This window comes from Serratia nematodiphila DZ0503SBS1 (assembly GCF_000738675.1).
Taxonomy (GTDB): domain Bacteria; phylum Pseudomonadota; class Gammaproteobacteria; order Enterobacterales; family Enterobacteriaceae; genus Serratia; species Serratia nematodiphila.
The window spans coordinates 3061348-3086897 of sequence record NZ_JPUX01000001.1 but is presented as its reverse complement, the minus strand read 5'-3'; the positions used below and the strand labels follow the sequence as shown (position 1 = coordinate 3086897).

General features: G+C 59.7%; 21 protein-coding genes. 5 read left to right on the top strand and 16 right to left on the bottom strand.

Features of this window, described 5'->3' with window-relative positions; genetic code table 11:
• Window positions 1–61: 61 nt before the first annotated feature.
• From JL05_RS14235 to chaB, 9 genes are all read right to left on the bottom strand, one after another.
• Window positions 62–1636: an ABC transporter substrate-binding protein gene (locus tag JL05_RS14235; protein WP_004934699.1), complete on the bottom strand. Its 1575-nt coding sequence runs from the start codon at window positions 1634–1636 to the stop codon at window positions 62–64.
• A gap of 132 nt (window positions 1637–1768) precedes the next feature.
• Window positions 1769–2440, bottom strand: coding sequence for an ABC transporter ATP-binding protein (locus tag JL05_RS14230; RefSeq protein WP_033632777.1), 672 nt, complete (start codon window positions 2438–2440; stop codon window positions 1769–1771).
• The gene (locus tag JL05_RS14225; RefSeq protein ID WP_016927340.1) at window positions 2437–3279 is read right to left on the bottom strand and encodes an ABC transporter ATP-binding protein; all 843 of its coding nucleotides are present in this window, start codon (window positions 3277–3279) and stop codon (window positions 2437–2439) included. Before JL05_RS14225 ends, JL05_RS14230 begins: the two co-directional genes overlap by 4 nt.
• Window positions 3269–4138, bottom strand: coding sequence for an ABC transporter permease (locus JL05_RS14220; protein ID WP_033632776.1), 870 nt, complete (start codon window positions 4136–4138; stop codon window positions 3269–3271). Before JL05_RS14220 ends, JL05_RS14225 begins: the two co-directional genes overlap by 11 nt.
• Window positions 4135–5190 carry an ABC transporter permease gene (locus tag JL05_RS14215; RefSeq protein WP_004934713.1) on the bottom strand — a complete coding sequence of 352 codons (1056 nt, stop codon included), beginning with the start codon at window positions 5188–5190 and terminating at the stop codon, window positions 4135–4137. The genes JL05_RS14220 and JL05_RS14215 overlap by 4 nt, the downstream gene beginning before the upstream one ends.
• Entirely contained in the window at window positions 5190–6758 is a 1569-nt protein-coding gene (locus JL05_RS14210) for an ABC transporter substrate-binding protein (protein ID WP_033632775.1), read from the bottom strand. The genes JL05_RS14215 and JL05_RS14210 overlap by 1 nt, the downstream gene beginning before the upstream one ends.
• Window positions 6759–6933: 175 nt before the next feature.
• Window positions 6934–7887, bottom strand: a complete 954-nt coding sequence (gene cbl / locus JL05_RS14205; RefSeq protein WP_004934716.1) for an HTH-type transcriptional regulator Cbl — start codon at window positions 7885–7887, stop codon at window positions 6934–6936.
• Window positions 7888–8189: 302 nt separating this feature from the next.
• The gene (locus JL05_RS14200) at window positions 8190–8885 is read right to left on the bottom strand and encodes a gamma-glutamylcyclotransferase (RefSeq protein WP_021504033.1); all 696 of its coding nucleotides are present in this window, start codon (window positions 8883–8885) and stop codon (window positions 8190–8192) included.
• 252 nt (window positions 8886–9137) lie between these two features.
• Entirely contained in the window at window positions 9138–9365 is a 228-nt protein-coding gene (gene chaB, locus JL05_RS14195) for a putative cation transport regulator ChaB (RefSeq protein ID WP_016927335.1), read from the bottom strand.
• 130 nt (window positions 9366–9495) lie between these two features.
• Here chaB and JL05_RS14190 point away from each other — a divergent pair, with 130 nt between their 5' ends.
• Together JL05_RS14190 and chaA are read left to right on the top strand one after the other, a co-directional pair.
• Complete coding sequence (locus JL05_RS14190; protein WP_033632774.1) at window positions 9496–10314, top strand: siderophore-interacting protein; 819 nt, start codon at window positions 9496–9498, stop codon at window positions 10312–10314.
• A 294-nt stretch (window positions 10315–10608) separates the two neighbouring features.
• The gene (gene chaA / locus JL05_RS14185; RefSeq protein WP_004934723.1) at window positions 10609–11712 is read left to right on the top strand and encodes a sodium-potassium/proton antiporter ChaA; all 1104 of its coding nucleotides are present in this window, start codon (window positions 10609–10611) and stop codon (window positions 11710–11712) included.
• A 36-nt stretch (window positions 11713–11748) separates the two neighbouring features.
• Here chaA and lpxO read toward each other — a convergent pair whose 3' ends face one another.
• From lpxO to putP, 6 genes are all read right to left on the bottom strand, one after another.
• Window positions 11749–12651, bottom strand: a complete 903-nt coding sequence (gene lpxO, locus JL05_RS14180; protein ID WP_033632773.1) for a lipid A hydroxylase LpxO — start codon at window positions 12649–12651, stop codon at window positions 11749–11751.
• A gap of 234 nt (window positions 12652–12885) precedes the next feature.
• Complete coding sequence (gene phoH / locus JL05_RS14175) at window positions 12886–13674, bottom strand: phosphate starvation-inducible protein PhoH (RefSeq protein ID WP_004934726.1); 789 nt, start codon at window positions 13672–13674, stop codon at window positions 12886–12888.
• Window positions 13675–14392: 718 nt separating this feature from the next.
• The gene (gene efeB / locus JL05_RS14170; RefSeq protein WP_033632772.1) at window positions 14393–15691 is read right to left on the bottom strand and encodes an iron uptake transporter deferrochelatase/peroxidase subunit; all 1299 of its coding nucleotides are present in this window, start codon (window positions 15689–15691) and stop codon (window positions 14393–14395) included.
• A gap of 11 nt (window positions 15692–15702) precedes the next feature.
• The gene (efeO, locus tag JL05_RS14165) at window positions 15703–16839 is read right to left on the bottom strand and encodes an iron uptake system protein EfeO (RefSeq protein ID WP_004934728.1); all 1137 of its coding nucleotides are present in this window, start codon (window positions 16837–16839) and stop codon (window positions 15703–15705) included.
• Window positions 16840–16859: 20 nt separating this feature from the next.
• Window positions 16860–17705, bottom strand: a complete 846-nt coding sequence (gene efeU / locus JL05_RS14160; protein WP_004934730.1) for an iron uptake transporter permease EfeU — start codon at window positions 17703–17705, stop codon at window positions 16860–16862.
• 243 nt (window positions 17706–17948) lie between these two features.
• Window positions 17949–19433, bottom strand: a complete 1485-nt coding sequence (gene putP / locus JL05_RS14155) for a sodium/proline symporter PutP (RefSeq protein ID WP_015378228.1) — start codon at window positions 19431–19433, stop codon at window positions 17949–17951.
• 570 nt (window positions 19434–20003) lie between these two features.
• Here putP and putA point away from each other — a divergent pair.
• The 3 genes from putA (at window position 20004) to JL05_RS14145 (ending at window position 24767) form a co-directional block, all read left to right on the top strand.
• Window positions 20004–23975, top strand: a complete 3972-nt coding sequence (putA, locus tag JL05_RS14150) for a trifunctional transcriptional regulator/proline dehydrogenase/L-glutamate gamma-semialdehyde dehydrogenase (protein WP_033632771.1) — start codon at window positions 20004–20006, stop codon at window positions 23973–23975.
• Window positions 23976–24138: 163 nt separating this feature from the next.
• A complete protein-coding gene (locus JL05_RS24890) occupies window positions 24139–24342 on the top strand; it encodes a type II toxin-antitoxin system HicA family toxin (RefSeq protein WP_072010101.1) in 204 nt (67 codons plus the stop codon).
• 11 nt (window positions 24343–24353) lie between these two features.
• Window positions 24354–24767: a type II toxin-antitoxin system HicB family antitoxin gene (locus tag JL05_RS14145; protein ID WP_015378231.1), complete on the top strand. Its 414-nt coding sequence runs from the start codon at window positions 24354–24356 to the stop codon at window positions 24765–24767.
• 29 nt (window positions 24768–24796) lie between these two features.
• On the opposite strand, the gene tcyN is transcribed toward JL05_RS14145, so the two are convergent.
• Complete coding sequence (tcyN, locus tag JL05_RS14140; protein WP_033632770.1) at window positions 24797–25549, bottom strand: L-cystine ABC transporter ATP-binding protein TcyN; 753 nt, start codon at window positions 25547–25549, stop codon at window positions 24797–24799.
• Window position 25550 lies beyond the last annotated feature (1 nt).

The following is a 25550-nucleotide window of genomic DNA, read 5'->3' as shown; positions in this document are numbered from 1 at the left end:
AACAGCCAGCGATTTCACTCGCCGTTGGCCTTTGGTGCGACAGAAAGCTCGGCCAGGCCCGCTACTTGCTGACCCGATCCAGATACAGCATGCTGTTGGCGATATCCAACCGGGCACCTTCGACGTTGTCCCGCAATGCCACCAGCGTTTGCCCCTGCAGCGCCACCACATACGGCGAACTGGCCTGCAGTTCCCGTTGCAACGTGACGTAACGTGCGCTGCGCGCGGCGCTGTTCCCTTCCGCAGCCGCGGCGCGCGTTTCCGCGCTGATGGCGGGAATGTTCCACTGGGTGCGCCAAGCCAGGGTTTTCGGCCCACCGGGCACGTTATAGGCAAAGGCGCTGGCGTTGGTGTTCGGATCCAGGTAGTCGGCGCCCCAGTAGGTGAAGATCGCCTGAAAATCGCGGCCGCGCATCTTGCCCCACAGATCGCTTTCTACCACCGGATGGATATCCAACCGCAGCCCGGCCTGCGCAAAACTGGCCTGCAGCGCCTGCGCGATGTCGGTATACGGCGGTTGGTTGATGACGATAAGATCGATGCGCGTGCCTTCAGCGATGCCGGCATCGCGCAGGATCTGTTTGGCTTTGTCCACGTCGAGCTTAAACGGCCGATCGTCGAGTGCCCCGTCCAATCCCTGCGGCAAGAAGGCCTGATGCACGCGATATTGCCCTTTCAGCAGTTGCTCGGCGATGCTCTGATAATCGACCAGCCAGCGCGCCGCCTGCCACAACGCCGGATTGCCCAGCGCCGGATTGTCTTTGCTGCCGGTGTTGAAACCGAGGTAATAGATCCGGGGCGCATCGGCCTGCTCAATGCGCACGCCAGACGCGTTACGCAGTGAGTCGAACTGGTCGGCCCCCAGATCGTAGGCCACGTCGGCATCCCCTTTCAGCAACAGCAAACGGCGGGTACCGGCGTCGCTGACGTTCTTGAACAACACCGTTTTCAACCTTGCCGGCGACGGAGCGTAGTCATTACGGCCAAACAGCAGCGCTTCATGCGGCACATAGTTGTTCACCCGATACGGGCCGCCGCCGGCGGAATGGCTGCGCAGCCAGCCGTTACCGTAGTCCCCCTGCTGCGCGTGCTCGTTCAACAGCTTTTCATCCACGATCGAAGCCACATTCGCCGTCAGCAGCCGCAGCGCCAACTCGCTGCCGATGTTGGCGGGCCAACTGAGTTGCACCTGGTTATCTCCCACCTTCTTCAGCTGTTGCTCAACGTTATCCGGCGTCCAGCCAAACTCGCCGAGAATAAACGACGGCGCCTTGTTCAGCTTCACCGCGCGAACCAGCGAAAAAATCACATCTTCTGGCCGCAGCGGGTTGCCGGAAGCGAAACGCTGCTGCGGTTTCAGGGTAAAGGTCAGGCTGCGGCCATCGGCGCCCGCTTGCCAACTGCCTGCGGCGTCCGGCGCCAGCTTTTGCGGCGCGGCGCGATCCGGCGCCACCAGGCGCTGATAGAGGTTGACCAGATTGGCCGAACTGACGGTTTCAAAGCTCTCCGCCGGATCGAGGCTGATAATGCCCTCCAACGAACTGACCACCACCAAGGTATCCTGCGGGGTGGCAGCCTGCGCACCGAAAGCGGCCGCCAGCGCGCCATACAATAAGGTTGGAATTAACCGTTTCATCGATACACTCTCCACAATCACGCGGTTGCGCTGTTTTTCGAGTGTAGGGGGTAAGAATTAACAGAAGAACGACGATAAATTGCTTTATTTATTACCAAGATGGATATGCCCGCCGCGTTGGCGGGCACAGGTTTAAATGATGATGCGGCCGTGCGCCATTGCCACCGAACGATCGCACATATGGTCAATCACGTCCGCATCGTGGCTGACCAGCACCATAGTCAGATCGCCCGCCTGCTTCAGCTCGTTGAGCAGATTGAGGATCTCCGCCTGCACCGACATGTCCAACGCCGAAGTCGGTTCATCCAGCAACAACAACTTAGGCCGCAGCAACAATGCGCGCACGATCGCCACGCGCTGCCGCTGGCCGCCCGACAGCTGATGCGGGTAGCGATCCAGCAGGCGCGGATCCAACCCCACCTGGCGAAAGCCCGCGCTGATCTTGCGTTCGATATCGCTTTCCTGCAGCAGTTTGAGCGGTTCCGACAGCGTGCGCAACAGCCGGTGCTTGGGATGTAGCGAAGCATAGGGATCCTGAAACACCATCTGCACCTCGCGCCGCAGCTCGCCGGTAAATGCCTGCCCCGGCTGCAGCCGCCGCCCCAGCAGCTCAAAACCGCCCTGCCAGCTGCCATTCAGCCCGGCCAGCACCCACAGCAACGAGGACTTGCCGCAGCCGGAAGGCCCCACCAGCCCGAAACACTCACCCGGTTCGATGTGCAGGTTAACCTCATGCGCCACGGTGCGCAGCTCGTAGCCCTGGCGGTGACTGACGCTCAGGTTCTCCAGTGCAATTACGCTCATTTCAACGTCTCCAACAGCGCGCGGTCCAGCACCGGCAGCGGTTTGCCGCGCGTCTCGCGGCTCGGCCGGCACGCCCACAGCGTGCGAGTGTAAGGATGCGTAGCCTGCGCCAGCTCTGCCGCCGGCAGTTGATCCAACAGCTCGCCTTTGTACATCACCAGCACCCGCTCGCAGTGGTGCGCCACCTGCTGCAAATCGTGGCTGATCAAGATCAGCCCCATGTTGCGCTGCGCCACCAGATTGTCTATCAGTTGCAGCACCTGATCGCGCATCTGGTGATCCAGCGCCGAAGTCGGTTCGTCGGCAATCAACAGCTGCGGATCGTTGATCAACGCAATGGCCAGCATCACCCGCTGCCCCATGCCGCCGGAGAGCTGATGCGGATAACGGCCGCACAGCGCCGCCGGATCGGGCAATCCCACCGCCGCCAGCATCTCCAATACCTTTTCACGCCGCTCGGCGCGGCTCAGCTTGGCATGCAGCACCAGCGGCTCCTCCACCTGACGGCCGATCGGCTGATTGGGATTCAGCGCATGTTTGGGATCTTGCATCACCATCGCCACCCGGTCGCCGCGCAGGCGGCTCCACTGGCGTTCGCTCAGGCGCGTCAAGTCTTCATCGCCCAGCGTCAGGCGCTGCGCCTGCAGCTGCAACGGCGGCGGCAATAGCCCCATCAGCGCACGCGCGGTCAACGACTTGCCGGAACCGGACTCGCCGACCAGCGCCAGCCGCTCCCGCCCCATGCTGAACGAGATATTCTTCACCAGCGCCGCCGGCTGCGGCCCCGGCACGCCGATCGCCAGCCGTTCGACGGTCAATAAAGTGTTATCAGTGCCCATGACGAGGATCCATTTTGTCGCGCAGGCCATCGCCCAGCAGGTTAAACGCCAGACTGGCGAACAGGATCGCCCCGCCTGGTGCGGCGGCGACCCACCATTGGTCGAAAATCACTTTACTGCCTTCGGCCACCATCGAACCCCATTCGGCGGTCGGCGGCGCGACGCCCATGCCGAGGAACCCCAGACCGGCGGCGGACAGGATGATGCCGCCCAGGCTCAGCGCCGCACGCACCACCGCGCTCGGCAGGCATAAAGGCAAAATGTGGCCGACCATCAGCCGCAACCCGTTGATGCCCTGCATGCGCGCCGCCGCCAGGTAGTCACTGCGGCGCAGCGCCAGGGTTTCGGCCCGCGCCTGGCGGGCAAAGGCCGGCCAGCTGGTCAATGCCAGCGCCAGCGCGCCGTTCATCAGCCCCGGCCCCATCACCGCCACGAACGCCAGCGCGATCACCAGACTCGGCAGCGACAGGAAAATGTCGGTCAGACGCATCAAAATGCGCTCGACCCAGCCGCCGAGGTAACCGGCGCAAATGCCGACCAGCAGGCCGATGGGAATGGTCAACACCAGAATCAGCGACACCAGGATCAGCGTCGGCCGCGCGCCGTAAATCACGCGGGAGAGCAAATCGCGGCCAAAGCCGTCGGTGCCCAGCCAATGTGCAGCCGAAGGCGGCAGTAACCGCAGCTCGATATGCTGCAGATTGGGATCGAAAGGCGCCAGCCACGGAGCCAGCAGCGCGGTGACAATCAGGATCGCCACCAGCGCCGCACCCAGCGTCAGCGTGGTCAGACGCCGACCGCGGCGGTCACCGACGGCTGGCTCGCTTTGCGGTTCGTGTTCAGAGAGATATTGGCTCATCGAGTTCGCGGATCCACTAAATAGGTCAAGGCGTCGGCCAGCGCATTCAACAGCACGAAACAGGTGCCGATCAGCAGCGTGGCGCCGAGGATCGCCGGCGTGTCGGCAGCAAACAGCGCCGAGGTCAGGTAACGCCCGACGCCGGGCCAGGCGAACACCGTTTCGGTCAATACCGCGCCCTCCAGCAGGCTGGCGTAGGAGAGAGACAGTACGGTGATCAGCGTGCCAAGCACATTGGGAAATACATGGCGCAGCAGAATGCGCAGGCGGCCGGCGCCCTTGGAACGCGCCAGCGTCACGTATTCCTTGTTGCACTCTTCCAGCATCGCCGCCCGCAGCAGCCGGGTAATGCCCGCCATCGACAGCAGCGCCAACGCCACCACCGGCAGCCACAGGTGGCCGATGGCGTTGTAGAACATTTCACGATCGCCGGACAGCCAGCTGTCGATCAACACGAAACCGCTGCGCGGCTCCATGCTGTACAAGTAAATGTCGTCCAGCCGCCCCGGCCCCGCCGACCAATGCAGCGTGGCGTAGAACAGCAACAGCCCGAGCAGGCTCAGCCAGAAAATCGGCACCGAATAACCGATCAGCGACAGCAGACGCGCCGCGTTATCCAGCCAGCTGCCCGGTTTGAGCACCGCCAGAAATGCCAGCGTAATGCCGCCGAGGGCGCCGAGGATAATGGCGCAGGTGGCCAGCTCCACCGTCGCCGGGAAGGTACGCAACAAATCGCTCAACACCGGCTGCGCGGTAATACGCGAAATGCCCAAATCGCCGTGCGCCAGGTGCACCAGGTAACGCCAAAATTGCACCGGCAGCGGCTGATCCAACCCCAGCTCGTGCCGCACCTGCGCATAGGTGGCTTCGCTGGCGTGATCGCCCGCCACCTGCAGCGCCGGATCGATCGGCGCCAGGTGCGACAGCATGAAGGTGAACAGCAGCAGGCCGAGCAGCGTTAACGCCAGAGACAGCGCGCCGCCGAGCAGCCGCCCGCCCCAGCGCCAATACCGCCGGGCCGCCCCGGCGCCGGCGGACAGGTCAGCGGCCATTACTTGCTGACCTTGCTGTAGAACACCATGTCAGGGTTGATGCCCTGCACATAGCCCTTGAGGTTATCACGCACCGCAATCAGGCTGCGCGCCTGCAGGCCGATGACAAACGGCGAGCTTTGCTGCACCTGTTTTTGCAGTTGCTGGTAGTCTGCCACCCGTTTGGCGGTGTCGTTTTCCGCAGTGGCGGTCAGCGTCAGCTTGCTCAGCGCCGGGATCTGCCAGTTGGCGCGCCAGGCCAGCGTCTTGCTGCCGTCTTCCGGGTTGTAGGCGAAGGCTGCGGCGTTGGTGTTAGGGTCGAAGTAATCCGGCCCCCAGGAGGTCAGTGTCGCATCGTAGTTAAGCGCTTTCACCTTGGTGGAGACCTGCGAACTGATGCCCGGCACCAGTTCGACCTTCACGCCGCCCTGGGCAAAACTGGCCTGCAGCGCCTGGGCAATATCCAGATACGGCGGCTGGTTGTTGACGTCCAGGCGGAAACTGACGTTGCTCAGCCCCGCTTTGGCCAGTATTTCTTTGGCTTTCTGCGGATTGAAGCTGTACGGCTGATCCTTGAGCGCGCCCAGATAACCGTCCGGCAGGAATGCCTGATGGCTCTGGAACTGCCCTTTCAGCAGATCGTCGGCGATGCCTTGATAATCGAACAGCCAGCGCGCCGCCTCCCAGAACGCCGGATTGCCGAGCGCCGGCGACGCCTTGGCATTGAACTGCAGGAAATAAAGCGAGGCGTAAGGAATGGCCAACGGTTTGACGCCCGGCTTGCCCTTCAGAGCCGCCATCTGGTCTGCCCCCAGGTTGCGTGCGATATCGGCATCGCCCTGCTCAATCAGCAAACGGCGCGCCGCCGGATCGGGCACGTTTTTGATCAGGATGGTTTTCAGCGTCGGCGCCCCTTCCGGCGAGCCGGGATTGGCGTCCAGCACCACCACTTCGTGCGGCACATAGGTGCGGATTTTGTAAGGGCCGCTGCCGGCGGAGTGGCTGTTCAACCATTGATGCCCCAGATCGTCGCCCTGCTGGTGCGCCAACGCCTCTTTGGCATCAACGATCGAGGATACCGGCGCCGACAGCAGGCTGAGCACGAAGGCCGGGCTGACGTTCTCACTCCAGCTGATTTTTACCGTGTGCTCGTCCACCTTGCTCAGGTGTTGCTCCACGTTCTTCGCGTTCCAGCCCAGCTGCGTCAGGATAAATGACGGCTCCAGATTCAGTTTCACCACCCGTGAAAGCGAGAAGATCACGTCTTCCGGCCGCAGCGGATTGCCGCTGGCGAACCTGGCGTCCGGGCGCAGGCTGAAAGTCAGGCTGCGGTCGTCGGCGCCGGCCTGCCAGCTGCTGGCCAGGGTCGGTTTAAGATCGATGGGATTGTGCGGATCTGACTGGATCAGACGTTGATACAGGCTGTTGAACGACTGCACCGTGGTTAACTCAAATCCCTGGGCCGGGTCAAAGCTGACCACGTCATCGATAGATTGCGCGATCACCAGCGTGTTGGCCGGCGTCGCCGCCTGTACGTTAACGCTGGCCGCCACGGCCAAAAACAGCAAAGAAGGAACGAGCGCTTTCATCTGAAACTCTCCAAGCGGATGGAATTTATAATAATTTTGCGAGTGTATGCGAGCACGATCGGCAGCTGAAGGTACTTAAATCACTATAGATATTCTTTTTATGTATATAGATGGGATTTTGATTATTAGGCAGGCGATGCAGAATGCGCGGCAGGAATTGCCTGCCGCTTATCGGTTAAATCTGATAGTCAATCACCGCATCCAGCTGCGACGAGAAGACCTTGTCTTTGATTTCGGTCAGCGACAACGTCGGGTTGCACAGCTGAATAAAGCGCCAGGCATAGTTGCGCTGCAGTTGGCTGCGTTTCAGGCCCAGCCAGACCGTATTGGGTTCAAACAAATGCTCGGCGTTGAGGCTGACCAACCCGCGATCGCGCTCTTTTTCATACGACATGTCCGCCAACACGCCCACGCCCAACCCCAGCTCGACATAGGTTTTAATCACGTCGGAATCTTGCGCGCTGAGCGCGATGTCCGGCGTCAGGCCCGCTGATTTGAACGCCGCATCCAGCTTCGCGCGGCCGGTAATGCCCTGGCGGTAAGTGATCAACGGCAAGGTGCTGAGCATCTCCAGCGTCACCTGCGGCTGCCGCGTCAACTCGTGCCCTTCCGGCACCAGAATGGTGTGATGCCACCGGTAGTAGGGGAATGCCGCCAGCGACTCGTCGCTCATCAGCCGTTCACTGGCAATGCCAATATCGGCTTCACCGGCGGCCAGCATAGAAACGATCTCCTCCGGGCTGCCCTGATTGAGCACCACCCGCACCCGTGGATAAAGCGCGCGAAACTCTTTGATCACCCCCGGCAGGCTATAGCGCGCCTGGGTGTGCGTCGTCGCGATATGCAGTTGCCCCGAATCGTTGCTGCTGAAGACATCCGCCAGGCGACGGATGTTGTTCGCGTCGTTAAGAATGCGCTCCGCCACCACCAGCAGCTCTTTGCCGGGCTCGGTCATGCCCAACAGCCGTTTGCCGCGGCGAATGAATATTTCAATGCCCAGCTCTTCTTCCAGCTCGCGAATATGCCGACTGACGCCGGACTGCGAAGTAAATAAGGTATTGGCGACCTCGGTCAGGTTGTAGTTGCAGCGCGCCGATTCGCGAATAATTTTTAATTGTTGAAAGTTCATCCCCGTCTCCCTGTTTCTTGCGGTAGCGTTTGCCATATTGATACGGAGTCCTGCGGGGCTGAACAAATAAGAAATAACCTTTACTTATGCAATTTAATACTAAGTGAATTATTTATCGTGGCTCTCGGGGGGTGAGGACGGGGGAAAATGATGAATGTCTTTAAAAATAACGAGATAAATAACCATACAAATAAAGAGCCTTAAATCATCATGCAGAATAAAGTTATTAAATAGAGGTATTAGATATATGAAAAAGGGCTCAGCATGCTGAGCCCTTCAGTGTCTGCTGCCCTGTTAACGCCTCAGGCGGTAGCCTCAGCCCCGAAAGCGCCGGGGCGGTTCTGTTGCAACCATTGCTGTACATAGCGCACCAGATCGCCGATGCAATCATCCTGCATGCCGTGGTGTTTCAGCTCGTTATCCAGCGCAAACAGGTATTGCGCGTTGGTACCCAGCGGGCCGCTGGCGCTGGCGATCAATGGCGCGATCACCTGGTGGCTGGTGTCTGCTTCAAACAGCGGGTGCTGCGCGTTCATCACGAACACCAGCGCCGTGACGGTCTCTCCGCCATCCAACTGCAGTTCACACCAGGTCGGCACGTAGCAATCGGTCACCATTTCGCGCTTCCAAAGCAGCTCCAGCTCTTCACGCAGCTTGCCTTCCGGCAGACGAAACGCCAATCCGGTGGTCTGGCCGCCCTCTTTCAGCGCCAGCATGCGCCCCGGTTGATGCAACGTGCCGCGCCCGGCGGTCAAACGCATGCAGAACGCCCGATGCCAGCCCTGCAGCATGGCGGGCCGCACTTCTTCAGATTCGAAAACCGGATTCCACATCAGCGAACCGTAACCGAATACCCATACCGGGCTGTGATCCGGCCGGCGCGATAACGTGCATTCCAACGAGGCTGCGCGCTGTTCAGGCGTCAGCAACAGCGACTCCTCAATAGCGCCAAAGGCGGTTTTGCAATCCGCTTTTTGCAGAAAATCTCGCGTTAACACTGTTACAACCTCCCGGGAATACGATTTCTCGTCCTCCCTCGCCACTACTGAACCTTTGCAATTTTATTTTTTGGTGCGGAATTTTATTAATTCAATAACCGCGCCGATTAATAATGACCATATTCTTTTCCCGCCGCGCAATCAAGTTGCAAAGCGGCGTTAACGTGGAAAAGTATTTGTACTGAGCAGCAATAATATTAATTGCCGAGGTCAGCATAACGTCTGCGCGTTTTTTACCGGGGCATAAAGGCGTTACTTTTTATGCCAGCGTTCGTCGTCGCCCTTGCGATAGCTTTGCTTGACCGCCGCCCAGGCCACTTTATGCGCCGTCTCCTCCCGGCTGTCGTCACCGCGCCGATCGTCGGGATCCCGGTATTGTTGCCAGGCGCTGTTGAACGCTTCTTTATAGATCGCCTGCGCATGTTCCGGTAGCACATGCTTCACATTGTCCGGCAAGTCGTTCGTGTCTTGGTATGGCATCACGTCCTCCCGTGCTTATTGCGTGGACCTTAAGCCTAGCTCACACGCGGTTGCGCCTCAATGAGCAAACAATTCTCATTATCAAACGGCATGGTATACTCACCGCCAAACGAACTATAAGGAGATCCTCGTGACTACCGAAGCCCCTCGCTCACGCGCCCCCTACCTGATCGCCGTCAGCGCCGTACAGGACATTACGCCGCACCTGCGCCGCATCACCTTTACCGCGCCCGATCTGCGCTACTACCCGGCCAACGCCGCCGCCGCGCACATCAAGGTCTTTTTGCCGCTCGCCGGCCAAACGCAGCCGGATCTGCCGACGCTGACTGAAAACGGCCCGCGCTGGGCTGCGGATGCCGTGCGCCCGATCGTACGCACCTATTCCATTCGCGCCGTGCGCCCGGAGCAGGCGGAAGTGGACATCGAATTCGCCATTCACGATCACCAGGGCCCGGCGGTCGACTTTGCGCGCCAGGCGAAAATCGGCGATAAAATCGGCATCAGCAATCCAGGCGGCCCCAAACCGATGCTGCCGGCCGCCGACTTCTACTGCCTGGCGGGCGATCCTTCCTCGCTGCCGGCGCTGGCCGCGCTGCTGGAAAACCTGCCGCCGCACGGCGCAGGGCGCGCTTTCGTCCGCGTCGACAGCACCGCTGACGTGATTGACCTGAAAAAACCCGCCGATGTTGACGTCAATTGGATCGTCGGCGGCACAGAGAAAACCGACGAATTGATCGCTCGATTCCGCGCACAATCCCTGCCGCAGGGGGAAGCGCACTTCTGGCTCGCCGGTGAAGATCGCCTGGTGGTGGAACTGCGCCGTTACCTGCGGCGCGAACGTCAATGCGATCGTAATCGTCTTTATGCCGTGCCTTACTGGCGTGAAGGGCTAAATGAAGAGGGATACCACAATAAACGGCATGAAATCATGGACAATATTGACGACTAGCGTTCATATTTTCCTTGAATAACCACGAACTAAATAAGTAAACACGACTTTTCTCAAATCTAACGTTGTAAATTGACGTTATTGCGTAAAAGTAAGTAAATAAAACCGCACCCCGTGCGGTTTTTTTGTTACTCTGATCACATAAAGCAAGCAATTGCTTTCTCAGATAAAAACAACATCACACCGGCGCCGCGGGTGTATCCTAATATAAAATACCTGCTGGAAACGCAGAGTTGCCGCATCACGGCGACCGGCGCTGACGGGCTACGCTGTTTGAGAAGGAGTGCCACCCTCATGAAGTCGCAACACGATCCTGGCCGATCCACCAAGTCTCGCCACACCGAATACTCACTGATCTTCCCCATCGCCGCGCTGGTGGTGTTGAATTTATGGGGCAGCACCGCTAACTTTCCGCTGATCGTCGGCATCAATATTCTCGCGCTGGTGGGGATCCTCAGCAGCGCCTTCAGCGTGGTGCGCCACGCCGACGTGCTCGCCCACCGGTTGGGCGAGCCCTATGGCTCGCTGATCCTCAGCCTGTCGGTGGTGATCCTCGAAGTCAGCCTGATCTCGGCGTTGATGGCCACCGGCGACGCCGCGCCGGCGCTGATGCGCGACACGCTGTACTCCATCATCATGATCGTTTCCGCCGGCCTGGTCGGCTTCGCGCTGCTGCTCGGCGGGCGCAAGTTCGCCACCCAGTACGTCAACCTCGGCGGCATAAAGCAGTATCTGATGGCGATTTTCCCGCTGGCGGTGATCGTGCTGGTGTTCCCAAGTGCGCTGCCAGGGGGCAACTTCAGCACCGGGCAAGCGCTGTTGGTGGCGCTGATTTCCGCCGCCATGTATGGCGTATTCCTGGTGATCCAGACCAAAACCCACCAGAGCCTGTTCGTGTACGAGCATGAAGACGACGATGGCGATCCGCATCACGGCAAGCCCTCTTCGCACAGCAGCGCCTGGCACGCCGCCTGGCTCATCGTGCACCTGATCGCGGTTATCGCCGTCACCAAGTTCAATGCCAATCCGCTCGAAGGCTTGCTGACCAAAATGAACGCGCCGGCGCAGTTCACCGGTTTCCTGGTGGCGCTGCTTATCCTCTCGCCGGAAGGCCTGGGGGCGCTGCGCGCCGTGTTGAACAATCAGGTGCAACGCGCCATGAACCTGTTCTTCGGTTCGGTGCTGGCGACCATCTCCCTGACGGTGCCGGCGGTGACCATCATCGCTACCCTGACCGGGCAGACGCTGATCTTCGGCCTGCAAACACCGCATATCGTGGTGATGTTGACGGTGTTGCTGCTGTGCCAGCTGTCGTTCTCGACCGGCCGCACCAACGTGCTGAACGGCACCGCCCACCTGGCGCTGTTCGCCGCCTACATGATGACTATCTTCGCCTGATCAAAAAGGGGCGCACTCTGTGCGCCCCTGCCTGCGTTATACCGAGAAGAATATCGCCGCGGCGATCCCCCCGAACAAAATCCACTTGATGATGTAATAGCCGGTGCGGTTCCAGGCCTTCAGCCGTTTCCCCACCCGGCGTATCGCATAGATGTATTTGAACATCTTGTTGACGCCGCCGGTGCGATCGCCCTCTTCGTTCGGCGCGGTGGCGGCGCTCATCAGGTTGCGCCCCAGCCAGTGATTCACCGCCTGCGCCCAGCGGTAGCGCATCGGCCGTTCGATATCGCAGAACAGGATCAGGCGATTCTCCCCGCTCTGGTTTTCCGCGTAGTGCAGATAGGTTTCATCGAACATCACCCCTTCACCGTCGCGCCAGCTGTAGCGCTCACCGTCCACCTCAATGAAGCAGCGGTCATCGTTGGGGGTAATCAACCCCAGGTGATAACGCAGCGAACCGGCGTAAGGGTCGCGGTGGCGCGGCAAACGGCTGCCGTCCGGCAGTTCGGCGAACATCGCCGCCTTGACCGAAGGCAGGCTGCGCAGCAGTTCCGTGGTCTGCGGGCACAGGGTCATGGCGGAGGGATGGCTGTCCTCATACCATTTCAGATAAAAGCGTTTCCAACCGGTCTTGAAGAACGAGTTGAAACCGGCGTCGTTGAATTGATCGGACGCCTTGATCTGCTGGATCTCCATCAGCTTCTGTCCTTCGTCGCGGATGGTTTCCCAGTTCTCCCGCAGTACCGCCAGCTCTGGGAACTGCTCCGGCTTCAGGTACGGCGTAGTCGGCACACGAGAAAACAGATACATGAAGACGTTCAACGGTGCGGTAAAGGTGGAATGGTCAGACAGCTGCCGCCACACGTTGTAGCGCACCCGCCCGCGGTAATGCACATAGACGACGCATAAAATAAGCAAAAGCAGAATGATGTATTTCATGTTTGAATCGTATCAAAGAACCCACACGCTATGCGCCGCGCGGCGCACACCCCAGATAATGTCCTTTTGGCGCCGCAGGCAAATTGCGCGCCAATCTGGAACTCATTAATCATTGACGCTAACTCAAGGAAAATCTATACAAAAAACCACAATAATTTACACAAAGGTTAAACGAAAGGGGAAATTGCGGAGATAAAAAAGGCCGCCGAAGCGGCCTTTTCAGTAGCGGGTAGGTTAACTGTAAGCGTTGAGCGTGCGCTGGCACAAAGCGGAGCGTACGCAGTCCTGTTTTTCAAAGCGGATAACGCCGATCATCTCGTCCTCTTCGAAGCGCTCCAGGGCATCGCTGAGACCGGATTTCACGCCGCGCGGCAAGTCGCACTGGGTCACGTCGCCGTTAACGATAACCGTCACGTTTTCCCCCAGGCGGGTCAGGAACATTTTCATCTGGCTGGCGGTCACGTTCTGGGCTTCATCCAGGATAACGACCGCATTTTCGAAGGTGCGCCCGCGCATATAAGCGAACGGCGCAATCTCTACCTTGCCGATTTCCGGGCGCAGGCAGTACTGCATAAAGGAAGATCCTAAACGGCGCACCAGAATGTCATACACCGGGCGGAAATAAGGCGCGAATTTCTCGGCGATATCCCCCGGTAAGAAACCGAGGTCCTCATCCGCCTGCAAAACAGGACGGGTAACGATAATCCGATCCACCTCTTTATGAATCAGCGCCTCCGCCGCCTTGGCGGCGCTGATAAATGTTTTGCCACAGCCGGCTTCGCCGGTGGCGAAGATCAGCTGCTTATTCTCTATGGCTGATAAGTAATGACCCTGAGCTTCGGTTCTAGCCTCGATGGGTGAGCTATCGCGCTTGTCTCGCGCCATGCCGATAGACTCGACTCCCCCCATTTGCACCAGCGAGGTCACAGACTCTTCTTCCAGCTGGCGATGACTACGAGCGTCACGACGAATAACGCGTTTCGCTTCACGACGTGCTTTGATCACTGCTTTCTGTCTACCCATAGTGGCACCTTACAGTTTGTTTCACCTACCGCAACGGCCAGGCCGCGCGATTATGTTTCACACACGTATTAGGTTTTGGCCTCCTCCGAGCCAATAAGAGCCAAGGGACAAGGTGAATCGACGGCAACGCTTAAGCGCCGTGTCTTCACGGGACAACGCGGACTGCATCAATAAACGTGGAGTAAAAAGTGATGAGATTCGGTAGCGATAAGGGTGCGGAGTTGCCGGTAAAAGAGAGTCGGAGAGAGAACCCTCGTTACAACGAGAAATCAGGGGAGATGTGTTATTTTTTCTTTCCAGCCCAACCAAGGACTTTACCATTAGCGATCCCCGCAGTGATATTTACAGCTTCAAGCTGTGCACCGTGTGAAAACTACCGCCAGATGATTACAGTATAATGACATTCAATCCCACAGCGTTACTAAAATGTAAAAAAATTTAATGTCTTTTGTTTTCAGTTAACGCAAAAACACTATATCACGCCCAAGACATCATTCCATAGAAAATTATAATCAATAAATATCAATGAATTACAATTAAAATCTGCGAATGACACTTTGGTTTCCCGATTAAATTTTGCGCAATCAAAAGCAGCAGAGATGGGTGTTTTTTTATCTGCTGGCAAAGCATTGAATTGCGTTTCATCGTTAACTGCCCTCCTGCAGCGGGTAAGACAAACGTAAAACGAGGCGGAAGATCCCGCCTCGTCATTCCGCCTTCAGGCCTTGAGCAGGCCGCTGGCCAGATAATCGCCGCCCTCTTTCACGCCCGGCAATACGAAGAAATACCCGCCGCCAATCGGCTTGATGTATTCCTCCAGCGCTTCGCCGTTCAGCCTTTTTTGCACCGTCAGGAAGCCTTTCTCCAGATCGGCCTGATAGCAGACGAACAGCAGCCCCATTTCCAGCTGGCCGGCATTGGAGACGCCAAGGGAATAGCTGTAGCCGCGCCGCAGCATCAGGTTGCTTTGGCTTTCCGGCGTGCGAGGATTAGCCAGCCGGATGTGCGCATCCATCGGGATCACCTTGCCGTCGGGATCGTTCGCGTAGTCCGGCTCGTCATGTTCACGCTTCATGCCCAGCGGCGCCCCGCTGTGCTTCTCGCGGCCGAAGATGGTTTCCTGCTCCTGCAGCGGCGTGCGATCCCAAAACTCGACGCGAAAACGAATAATGCGCGCCGCCTGATAGCTGCCGCCCGCCGTCCACGCCGGCTCACCGACGTTGTCGCCGACCCACACCACCTTATCCATCAGCGGTTTGTCGTCGGTTTTCGGGTTCGCAGTGCCGTCTTTGAAACCCAACAGGTTGATCGGCGTCTCTTTGCCTTTGCTGCGCGCCGCGTGCGCGGAGATGAACCCCTCCCGCTTCCAGCGCACGCTGAGCAGATCCGGCGAATGCTTAATGATGTCGCGCAGCGCGTGAATCACCGTTTCGTTGGTGTTGGCGCAGATCTGCAGCAGCAGGTCGCCGTGGCAAAGCGCGGCGTCCAACGCATCGTTGGGGAAGCGGGTCATTTTCTGCAACCGCAGCGGTTTTTGCGCCTGCAGACCAAAGCGTTCATCGAACAGCGATGCGCCGACCGAGACGGTGATGGTCAGGTTGTCCGGGTAAATCTCCGGCCCCATGATGCCGGAATCGAGCGGCGGCAGCTTGGCGTCCACCTCCGGCGCCTTGCCGCCGTGAGTCAGGAAGGCGATGCGCTCGGTCAGCAGCCGGAACAGGCGCTCCAGATCCGCTTTGCTGGTCGCCAGCACATCGAACGCCACCAGCATCATCGCCGCCTGTTGCGGCGTCAGCACGCCGGCCTGATGGCGGCCATAAAACGGCTGTTTTTGCCAGCGCTCATCCTGCGGCGTCGCCAACGGCTCCGCCGCGTTACCCGCCGCCTGCGCCAGGCGGCTGCCGCCCAGCGCCAGCGCGCCCAGCCCCAGCCCTTGCAGCAAACGGCGGCGCGAAGGCGATGCCGCCCCCTGCGATTGCGGATGCGGCCCGTTATTCGGGCCTGCCTTGTTGCTCATAACCGTATGCCTCAGTCCAGACCCAATACGCCGCGCAGCTGGGAAAGATCTTCCGCCAGCGTGGTGATCGGCCCTTTCAACGCATTGCGATCGGCATCGGTCAGCTTCTCATAGGACTCATAACCCTCTTTGGTTTGGTACTTCGCCAAAATGGTGTCCACGGTTTTGAAGTTGGCGTCGATTTTGTCCAGCAGCGGCTTATTGGCCTTAACCAGCAGCGGGCGCAGCAGATTGACTATCTTTTGCGCGCCGTCGACGTTGGCCTGGAAGTCCCACAAATCGGTGCGGCTGTAACGGTCTTCTTCACCGCTGATCTTGCTGGCCGCCACCTCTTCGATCAGTCCGGCTGCGCCGCCCACCACCTTGCTCGGCGGGAAGGTCAGTTCACTCACGCGTTTTTGCAGCTCAACGGTGTCGTGATACAGACGATCGGCATATTGGCCCATGTCTTTGGTGGAGTTGTCGGCAAACAGCGCCTTCTCCAGACGGTGGAAGCCGGTGAAGTTCGGGTCCGCCGCTTTCTTCTCGTAGTCGTCTTCACGGGCGTCGATGCTGCCGTCCAGATCGGAGAACAGCTCGGCGATCGGCTCAATGCGCTCATAGTGCTGGCGGGTCGGCGCATACAGCTTGCGCGCCTGCTCCACGTTGCCGGCCTTCACCGCGTCGGTAAACAGCTTGGTCTGTTTCACCAACCCATCGACTTCTTTGGTGACGTAAACCTTGTATTCGGCGATCGGGCCGACCAGGTCCAGCGCGTTCGGCTTGCCGTCGGTGGCGCCGTTGGCCGCTGCGGTGACAGTCAGTTTGCCTTTCGGATTGCTCAGCAGCCCGCAGGTCATGTCATATTCGCCCGCTTCCAGCGTGGCGGTCATTTTCTGGGTAAAGCCCGGGGCGATGTTCTCGCGCTCTTCCACCACCATCACCCCTTTCAGGATTTCCCATTCGACGTTTTTCTGGCTGGTGTTGTGCACCACAAACTGCGTCTTGCCGGCCGGGACCGTCAGTTGCATCGGTTCGCACTGCTTGTCGTTAACCGTAACCTTGACCTGCGGCACGTCCGCCGCCAAGGCGTCGATGCTCAGCGCAAACGCCGGGATAGCCAGTAATGCTGCGTGCAACGCCTTGCGGCGAAATAACGGAGTAGACATACGAGATTCCCTATTAAACATTAATGATTGATTTTACGTTGCGCCGGGGCCGCTGCCGGCTCCGCGCGCTGCGGCAGGAAAAAGAAAATCAGCGCCGGGATCAGATACAGGAAGTAGACCGCCACTTCGCTGACCGTCGGCGCTTCCTGGTAACCGAGAATGCCCTCCAGCAGGGTGCCGAACAGCGAATGGGTCGACAGGGTGTTGCTGAAATCGAAGGCGATGTCCTGGAAGTGGTTCCACAGACCGGCTTCGTGGAAGGCGCGGATCGCCCCGGCGGCCAGGCCGGCGGCGACGAACAGAATGAACAGGCTGGTCCATTTGAAGAATTTGGCCAGGTGCAGCTTCACCCCGCCCCAGTAAATCATCATGCCCAGCACGATGGCGGCCACCAGGCCGAGCACCGCGCCGATCGGCGCCGCGGCGCCCACGTCTTGCTGGAACGCCGCCAGCAGGAAGAACACCGACTCCAGCCCTTCGCGCGCCACGGCGAAGAACACCATCGCCACCAGCGCCCACCCCTGCCCTTTACCGGCGCTGAGCGCCTGATCGATAGCCCCTTCCAGATGCACCTTGACCGATTTGGACACCTTACGCATCCAGAACACCATATAGGTGAGGATCAGCACCGCCACCGCCGCCACGATGCCTTCGAACAGCTCTTGCTGTTTCTGCGGGAACTCGCCGGTGGTCTCATTGATGAAGATGCCGAGCGCCAGACACAGCGCCGCGGCGACAATCACGCCGATCCACACCGCGCCCAGCCATTGGCTGCGCTGCGTGCGCTTCAGGTAGCTGGCGATCAGGCTGACGATCAGCGCGGCCTCCAGCCCCTCACGGAACATGATAAGAAAGGGAACGAACATAACTAATCACCCCTGAAAAGACCGCGGCGGCAGAGAAAACCGGCTCGAAATGAGCCGCGGCGAGTATGTAAAGAAACGTAAAATACAACGAGAGTGATTATCATTCTGGCAAAAAGAAATACAAGAGGCACAAGCGTGATTTTTTCTAATCAAATGTCGCCAGGTGTTACAGCCGAATGACGGGCAAACAGGCAAAAAGAAGGGGCGCTCTGCGCGCCCCTTGCCGACTGACATCAAACGGCGTTATACCGTTTTGTATTCGGCTTCCGCCTGATCGAAACGTTCGGTCATGGTTGAGGATGGCTGGCGGCCCATCAGGCTCACCACCACGATGGCCAGGCAACCCAGGATGAAGCCAGGGATGATTTCGTACAGGCCCAGCCATTCGTACTGTTTCCAAACGATCACCGTCACCGCACCGACCAGCATGCCGGCCAGCGCGCCGTTGCGGGTCATGCGCGACCACATTACCGAAATCAGCACAACCGGGCCGAAGGCGGCACCGAAACCGGCCCAGGCATAACTCACCAGGCCCAGCACGCGGTTCTCCGGGTTGGCCGCCAAGGCGATGGCGATCAACGCCACTACCAGCACCATCACGCGGCCGACCCACACCAGCTCACGCTGGCTGGCGCCCTTGCGCAGGAACGCCTTGTACAGGTCTTCGGTGATCGCGCTGGAGCATACCAGCAGTTGGCAGCTCAGGGTGCTCATGACCGCCGCCAGAATCGCCGACAGCAGCACGCCCGCCACCCATGGGTTGAACAGCAACATCGCCAGTTCGATGAACACGCGTTCGCCGTTCTGCGACACGTTACCGGCCTGATCCGGGTTATTAGCGAAGTAAGCGATACCGAAGAAACCGACGGCGATGGTCCCGGCCAGGCACAGGATCATCCAGGTCATGCTGATGCGGCGCGCACTGCGGATGGTGCGGTGAGAATCCGCCGCCATGAAACGCGCCAGGATGTGCGGCTGGCCAAAATAGCCCAGGCCCCAACCCAGCAGCGACAGGATGGCGACGAAGTTCAGCCCCTTCAGCATGTCGAGGTTGGCCGGATTCTTCGCCTGGATCACCAGCATCGAGGTATCGATGCCGCCGACGGCGAAGATCACGATCACCGGCGTCAGGATCAGCGCGAAAATCATCAGGCTGGCCTGTACGGTGTCGGTCCAGCTCACCGCCAGGAAACCGCCGATAAAGGTATACAGGATGGTCGCCGCAGCGCCGGCCCACAGGGCGGTTTCGTAGCTCATGCCGAAGGTGCTTTCGAACAGGCGCGCGCCGGCCACGATGCCGGAGGCGCAGTAAATGGTGAAGAACACCAGAATGACGATGGCCGAGATCACCCGCAGCAGCTTGCTGTTGTCTTCAAAACGGCTGGTGAAATAGTCCGGCAGCGTCAGGGCGTTATTGTTGGCTTCGGTATGCACGCGCAGCCTTCCTGCCACCAGCTTCCAGTTCAGGTAAGCGCCGATGGTCAGGCCGATGGCGATCCAGCTTTCAGAGATGCCGGAGAGGAAGATGGCGCCCGGCAGGCCCATCAGCAACCAGCCGCTCATGTCGGAAGCGCCGGCGGACAGCGCGGTCACCACGCTGCCCAGACTGCGGCCGCCGAGAATATAGTCATCAAAGTTATTGGTTGCCCGGTAGGCAAGCAGGCCGATCAGCACCATCCCGAAAATGTACACCAGGAAGGTCACCAGCATAGGTGTGCTCATTGTCATTTAATTCTCCACTTTCATTATTATTCGCGTTTCGCTCCGGCCAAGCCGGCGCCGGTAAACCCACGCGCAATGCATTTCACTGGCCGCCGCGCCGGAACGTGGCGCAGCCTGCGAGCGAGTGCAGGTAAAATAGTTTCTGCCCGTAATTGTTGACCGTCGGTTATCCTAGATGAGCCTTTCATCAACCAACAAGATATTTAACAACAAAGTTACACAAAGTTTACCCTACGTCACATTTACCGGGCTCAAAGGTTGCACTCACGACAAGTAAAATGAGTTGCACCTTGCGGTTACCCTTATATAGCGCAGGGTAAAGCGCCTGCGACGTAATAAACCCCGCCGCATTCGCTCAATAACGCAACATTCATGCCAACTGCCCGTGTTAAAAAATCGATGAAACTCACACTTCGCTCATCAGCCTGATTTAACAAGGTTGCACAAAGTTGCAACATGCAGGATATTGTCTGCATTCTTAACCCACACATCTCACGAACCTATCCCAACAGGCTTTCCGGCCTGCTGTTTGTCTAGCCTGATGGGATAGGTTCTAAACACAGGAGTTGGACAGGCATGGGCACTACCACAATGGGCGTGAAACTCGACGAGGCAACACGCGACCGGATCAAGAGCGCCGCGCAGCGCATCGATCGCACGCCGCACTGGCTCATCAAGCAGGCCATCTTTAATTACCTCGAGCGTCTCGAGAGCGGTACCGATATCCCTGAAATTCCAGCGCTGGCCGCAGCGGGCCAGCCTGAAGCGGACGACATTATGCCGCAAGCGCAGGAAGAGTCACACCAGCCATTCCTCGATTTCGCCGAACAAATTCTGCCGCAGTCGGTGACCCGCGCCGCCATCACCGCCGCCTATCGCCGCCCGGAGACCGAAGCGGTGCCGATGTTGCTCGAACAGGCGCGATTACCCGCCGATCTTGCGCAGGCCACTCACAAAATGGCCTACGGCATCGCCGAGAAGCTGCGTAACCAAAAAAGTGCAAACGGCCGCGCCGGCATGGTGCAAGGCCTGCTGCAAGAGTTCTCCCTCTCCTCGCAGGAAGGTGTGGCGCTGATGTGCCTGGCGGAAGCGCTGCTGCGCATTCCGGACAAACCGACCCGCGACGCCCTGATCCGCGACAAGATCAGCAACGGCAACTGGCATTCGCACCTGGGGCGCAGCCCGTCGCTGTTCGTCAACGCCGCGACCTGGGGCCTGCTGTTTACCGGCAAGCTGGTGTCCACGCATAACGAAGCCAATCTGTCCCGATCGCTGAACCGCATTATCAGCAAGAGCGGCGAACCGCTGATCCGCAAAGGCGTGGACATGGCGATGCGCCTGATGGGCGAACAGTTCGTGACCGGCGAAACCATCGCCGAAGCGCTGGCCAACGCGCGCAAGCTGGAAGAAAAAGGCTTCCGCTATTCCTACGATATGCTGGGCGAAGCCGCCCTGACTGAAGCCGACGCCCAGGCCTACCTGGTTTCCTATCAGCAGGCGATCCACGCCATCGGCAAAGCCTCCAACGGCCGCGGCATCTATGAAGGCCCCGGCATCTCTATCAAGCTGTCCGCCCTGCACCCGCGCTACAGCCGCGCGCAGTACGAACGCGTGATGGAAGAGCTTTATCCACGCCTGCTGTCACTGACCCTGCAGGCGCGCCAGTATGATATCGGCATCAATATCGACGCCGAAGAGGCCGACCGCCTGGAAATCTCGCTCGATCTGCTGGAGAAGCTGTGCTTCGAGCCGCAGTTGGCCGGCTGGAACGGCATCGGCTTCGTGATCCAGGCCTATCAGAAACGCTGTCCGTTCGCCATCGACGCGGTGATCGACATGGCGCAACGCAGCCGCCGCCGCCTGATGATCCGTCTGGTGAAAGGCGCCTACTGGGACAGCGAAATCAAACGCGCCCAGATGGACGGCCTGGAAGGCTACCCAGTCTACACCCGCAAGGTGTACACCGACGTTTCCTACCTGGCCTGCGCCCGCAAGCTGCTGTCGGTGCCGAACCTGATCTATCCGCAGTTCGCGACCCACAACGCCCATACCTTGAGCGCCATCTATCACCTGGCCGGCAACAACTACTACCCTGGCCAGTATGAATTCCAGTGCCTGCACGGCATGGGTGAGCCGCTGTACGAGCAGGTGGTGGGTAAAGTGGCCGACGGCAAACTGAACCGCCCTTGCCGCATCTACGCGCCGGTCGGCACCCATGAAACCCTGCTGGCTTACCTGGTGCGCCGCCTGCTGGAAAACGGCGCCAACACCTCGTTCGTCAACCGTATCGCCGACGCCACCCTGCCGCTCGACGAGCTGGTGGCCGATCCGGTCAGCGCCGTGGAAGCGCTGGCGGCCAGCGAAGGCCAGATTGGCCTGCCGCATCCGCGCATCCCGCTGCCGCGCGAGCTGTATGGCGAGAAACGCGTTAACTCCAGCGGTCTGGATCTGTCCAACGAACAGCGTCTGGCCTCGCTCTCCAGCGCCCTGCTCACCAGCGCCAGCCATCCGTGGCGCGCGGAACCTATCATCGACGCCGAATTGGATCAGGGCGTGGAGCAGCCGGTGATCAACCCGGCCGAGCCGGGCGATGTGGTCGGCTACGTGCGTGAAGCCACCGAAGGCGAAGTCAGCCGCGCGCTCGACGCCGCCGCGGCCGCCGGCCCAATTTGGTTCGCTACGCCGCCGACGGAACGCGCCGCGATCCTCGAACGCGCCGCCGAACTGATGGAAAGCCAGCTGCAAAGCCTGCTGGGCATTCTGGTGCGTGAAGCGGGTAAAACCTTCAACAACGCCATCGCCGAAGTGCGTGAAGCGGTCGACTTCCTGCACTACTACGCCGGCCAGGTGCGCGACGACTTCGCCAACGACAGCCACCGCCCGCTGGGCCCGGTGGTCTGCATCAGCCCGTGGAACTTCCCGCTGGCGATCTTCACCGGCCAAATCGCCGCCGCGCTGGCGGCGGGCAACAGCGTGCTGGCCAAACCGGCCGAGCAAACGCCGCTGGTAGCCGCGCAGGCGGTGCGTATCCTGCTGGAAGCCGGCATTCCGCAAGGCGTGCTACAGCTGCTGCCAGGCCAGGGTGAAACCGTCGGTTCGACGCTGGTCAACGACGCCCGCGTCCGCGGCGTGATGTTCACCGGCTCCACTGACGTCGCCGGCATTCTGCAGCGCAGCATCGCCGGTCGTCTCGATCCGCAAGGTCGGCCGACGCCGCTGATCGCCGAAACCGGCGGCCTGAACGCCATGATCGTCGACTCTTCCGCTCTGACCGAGCAGGTGGTGACCGACGTAGTGGCCTCCGCCTTCGACAGCGCCGGCCAGCGCTGCTCCGCGCTGCGTATCCTGTGCATTCAGGAAGACGTGGCCGAGCACACGCTGCAAATGCTGCGCGGCGCGATGGCCGAATGCCGCATGGGCAACCCGGAGCGCCTGTCTACCGACGTGGGCCCGGTGATCGACGCCGAAGCCAAAACCGGCATCGAGCGCCACATCCAGGCGATGCGCGCCAAAGGCCGCAAGGTGTACCAGGCCGCCAAAGGCAGCGCGCAGGATGAGAAAGAGTGGGCGCGCGGCACCTTCATCAAGCCGACGTTGATCGAACTCGACAGCTTTGACGAGCTGCAAAAAGAGATCTTCGGCCCGGTGCTGCACGTGGTGCGCTTCCAGCGCAACAATCTGGACGCGCTGGTCGATCAGATCAACGCCGCCGGTTATGGCCTGACGCTGGGCATCCACACCCGCATTGATGAAACCATCGCTCGGGTGACCGAACGCGCCAAGGTCGGCAACCTGTACGTCAACCGCAACATGGTCGGCGCAGTGGTTGGCGTGCAGCCGTTCGGCGGCGAAGGCCTGTCGGGCACCGGCCCGAAAGCCGGCGGCCCGCTGTACCTGTACCGTCTGCTGGCCAACCGTCCGGACGACGCGCTGCAACGTACGCTGCACCGCCAGGACGAAGAGCGCCCAATGGAAGCCACCGCGCGGCCGCAGCTGTTGGGTGCGCTGCAATCGCTGGAGAAATGGGCGGTCACCAGCCAGCACGGCGAACTGGCGGCATTGGCGCAGCGCTATGCGGAACTGGGCCAGGGCGGCACCGTACGTCCGCTGCCGGGCCCGACCGGCGAACGCAATACCTATGCCCTGCTGCCGCGTGAACGCGTGCTGTGCCTGGCGGATAACGAAGCCGACGCGCTGATCCAGCTGGCCGCCGTGCTGGCGGTTGGCAGCTGTGCGCTGTGGCCGGAAGCGGAACTGCAGCGCAATCTGTTCCGCCGCTTGCCGAACGATGTGCAGGCGCGCATCGCCTTCAGCAAAGACTGGCAGCAGGACAAGGTCGAGTTCGACGCCGCCATCTACCACGGCGATGCCGACCAGCTGCGCACCCTGTGCGAGCAGATCGCGCAGCGCGGCGGCGCCATCGTCTCGGTGCAGGGCTTCGCTCACGGTGAAACCAACATCCTGTTGGAACGCCTGCTGATCGAACGTTCGCTGAGCGTCAACACCGCCGCCGCCGGCGGTAACGCCAGCCTGATGACCATCGGTTAACGCATCCTCAAGGCGGCAATACATTGCCGCCTGATTTGCTAACCGCTACGCAAACCCTGCACTTGTGCAGGGTTTTTTATTGTCCGCAGCCCGGTCAGCCGTTAGCGTATTAATCTTCTTGCCTGAGAGTGTGTATGGTGTGTAGATTAAGGACAATAACATCGTGAAGAGTTCAGAACTGATTGCGCTGCTGGAAAGCCACGGTTGGGTATTGCGGCGGGTAAAAGGCAGCCACCATCAATTCAAACATCCCGATTTTGCGCTGATCATCACCGTGCCGCATCCAAAGAAAGCTCTCAAGCTGGGCACACTGCGGCAGATACTTAAAGACGCGGGGTTAAGTGCGCTTCACATCGCCACGCGTTAACAGGAGAGACCATGTTTTATCCCGCTTATATCCATACAGAATCAAACGGCAGCGCCAGCGGTTTCTTTCCCGACGTCCCTGGCTGCTACTTCGCCGGCACCAGCCTGGACGACGCTTTTGCCGATGCCCAAAGCGCACTGGATGCGCACTTTGAGTTGTTGAGCGAAGACAATCAACCGCTACCGCGCCCGCATGCCGTCGCAGCCCATCTTGCCAAAGATGCGGGATCCTTCGAGGGAGGACAATGGCTATTGGTCGCTATCAATATGGATAAATTTGACGGCCGAGCCGAACGGATTAACATCACGTTGCCCCATCGCCTGTTAAGTCGCATTGACTCTCTGGTTCGGCAACATCCGGGATACGGCAGCCGCAGCGGATTTCTCGCCGCCGCCGCGCGCAATGAATTGTTGAAAGCAGAGTGAATGCAGTCGGGGGAAACACCCCCGACGCCTTATTGATTCCGGAACTTGTCGAGGAATTGCTGGGTGCGCTGATGCTGCGGATTGGCGAACAGCGCTTTGGCCGGGCCCTGTTCGACGATGCGGCCGTGATCCATAAAGATAACCCGATCGGCCACGTCGCGGGCGAAGCTCATTTCATGGGTGACGATCACCATGGTGCGTTTCTCTTCCGCCAGTGAACGCATGGTATTGAGCACTTCTCCCACCAGCTCGGGATCGAGCGCCGACGTCGGCTCATCGAACAAAATCACCTCCGGCTGCATCGCCAGCGCGCGCGCGATCGCCACCCGCTGCTGCTGCCCGCCGGACAGCCGACGCGGATAAGCCGCCTCTTTGCCGCTCAGCCCCACCTTCGCCAGCAACGCGCGAGCGCGCTGTTCGGCGCTGGATTTCGCCTCGCCTTTAACGATAACCGGCCCTTCAATGATGTTTTCGAGCACCGAACGATGCGGAAACAGGTTGAAGTTCTGGAACACGAAACCGACCTGCTGGCGCAGCGCGCGGACCTGATTTTTCTGTTTACTCAACGGTTTGCTGCCATCGATCAGGATATCGCCGACGCGAATAGTGCCGGAATCCGGCTCCTCCAGCAGGTTGATGCAGCGCAACAAGGTGGTTTTCCCTGAGCCGCTCGGGCCGATGATCGCCACCACTTCACCGGCGTCCACCGCCAGATCGATCCCATGCAGCACCGTCTGACCTTTGAACTGCTTGGTCAATTGCTTAACTTCAATGGCACTCATG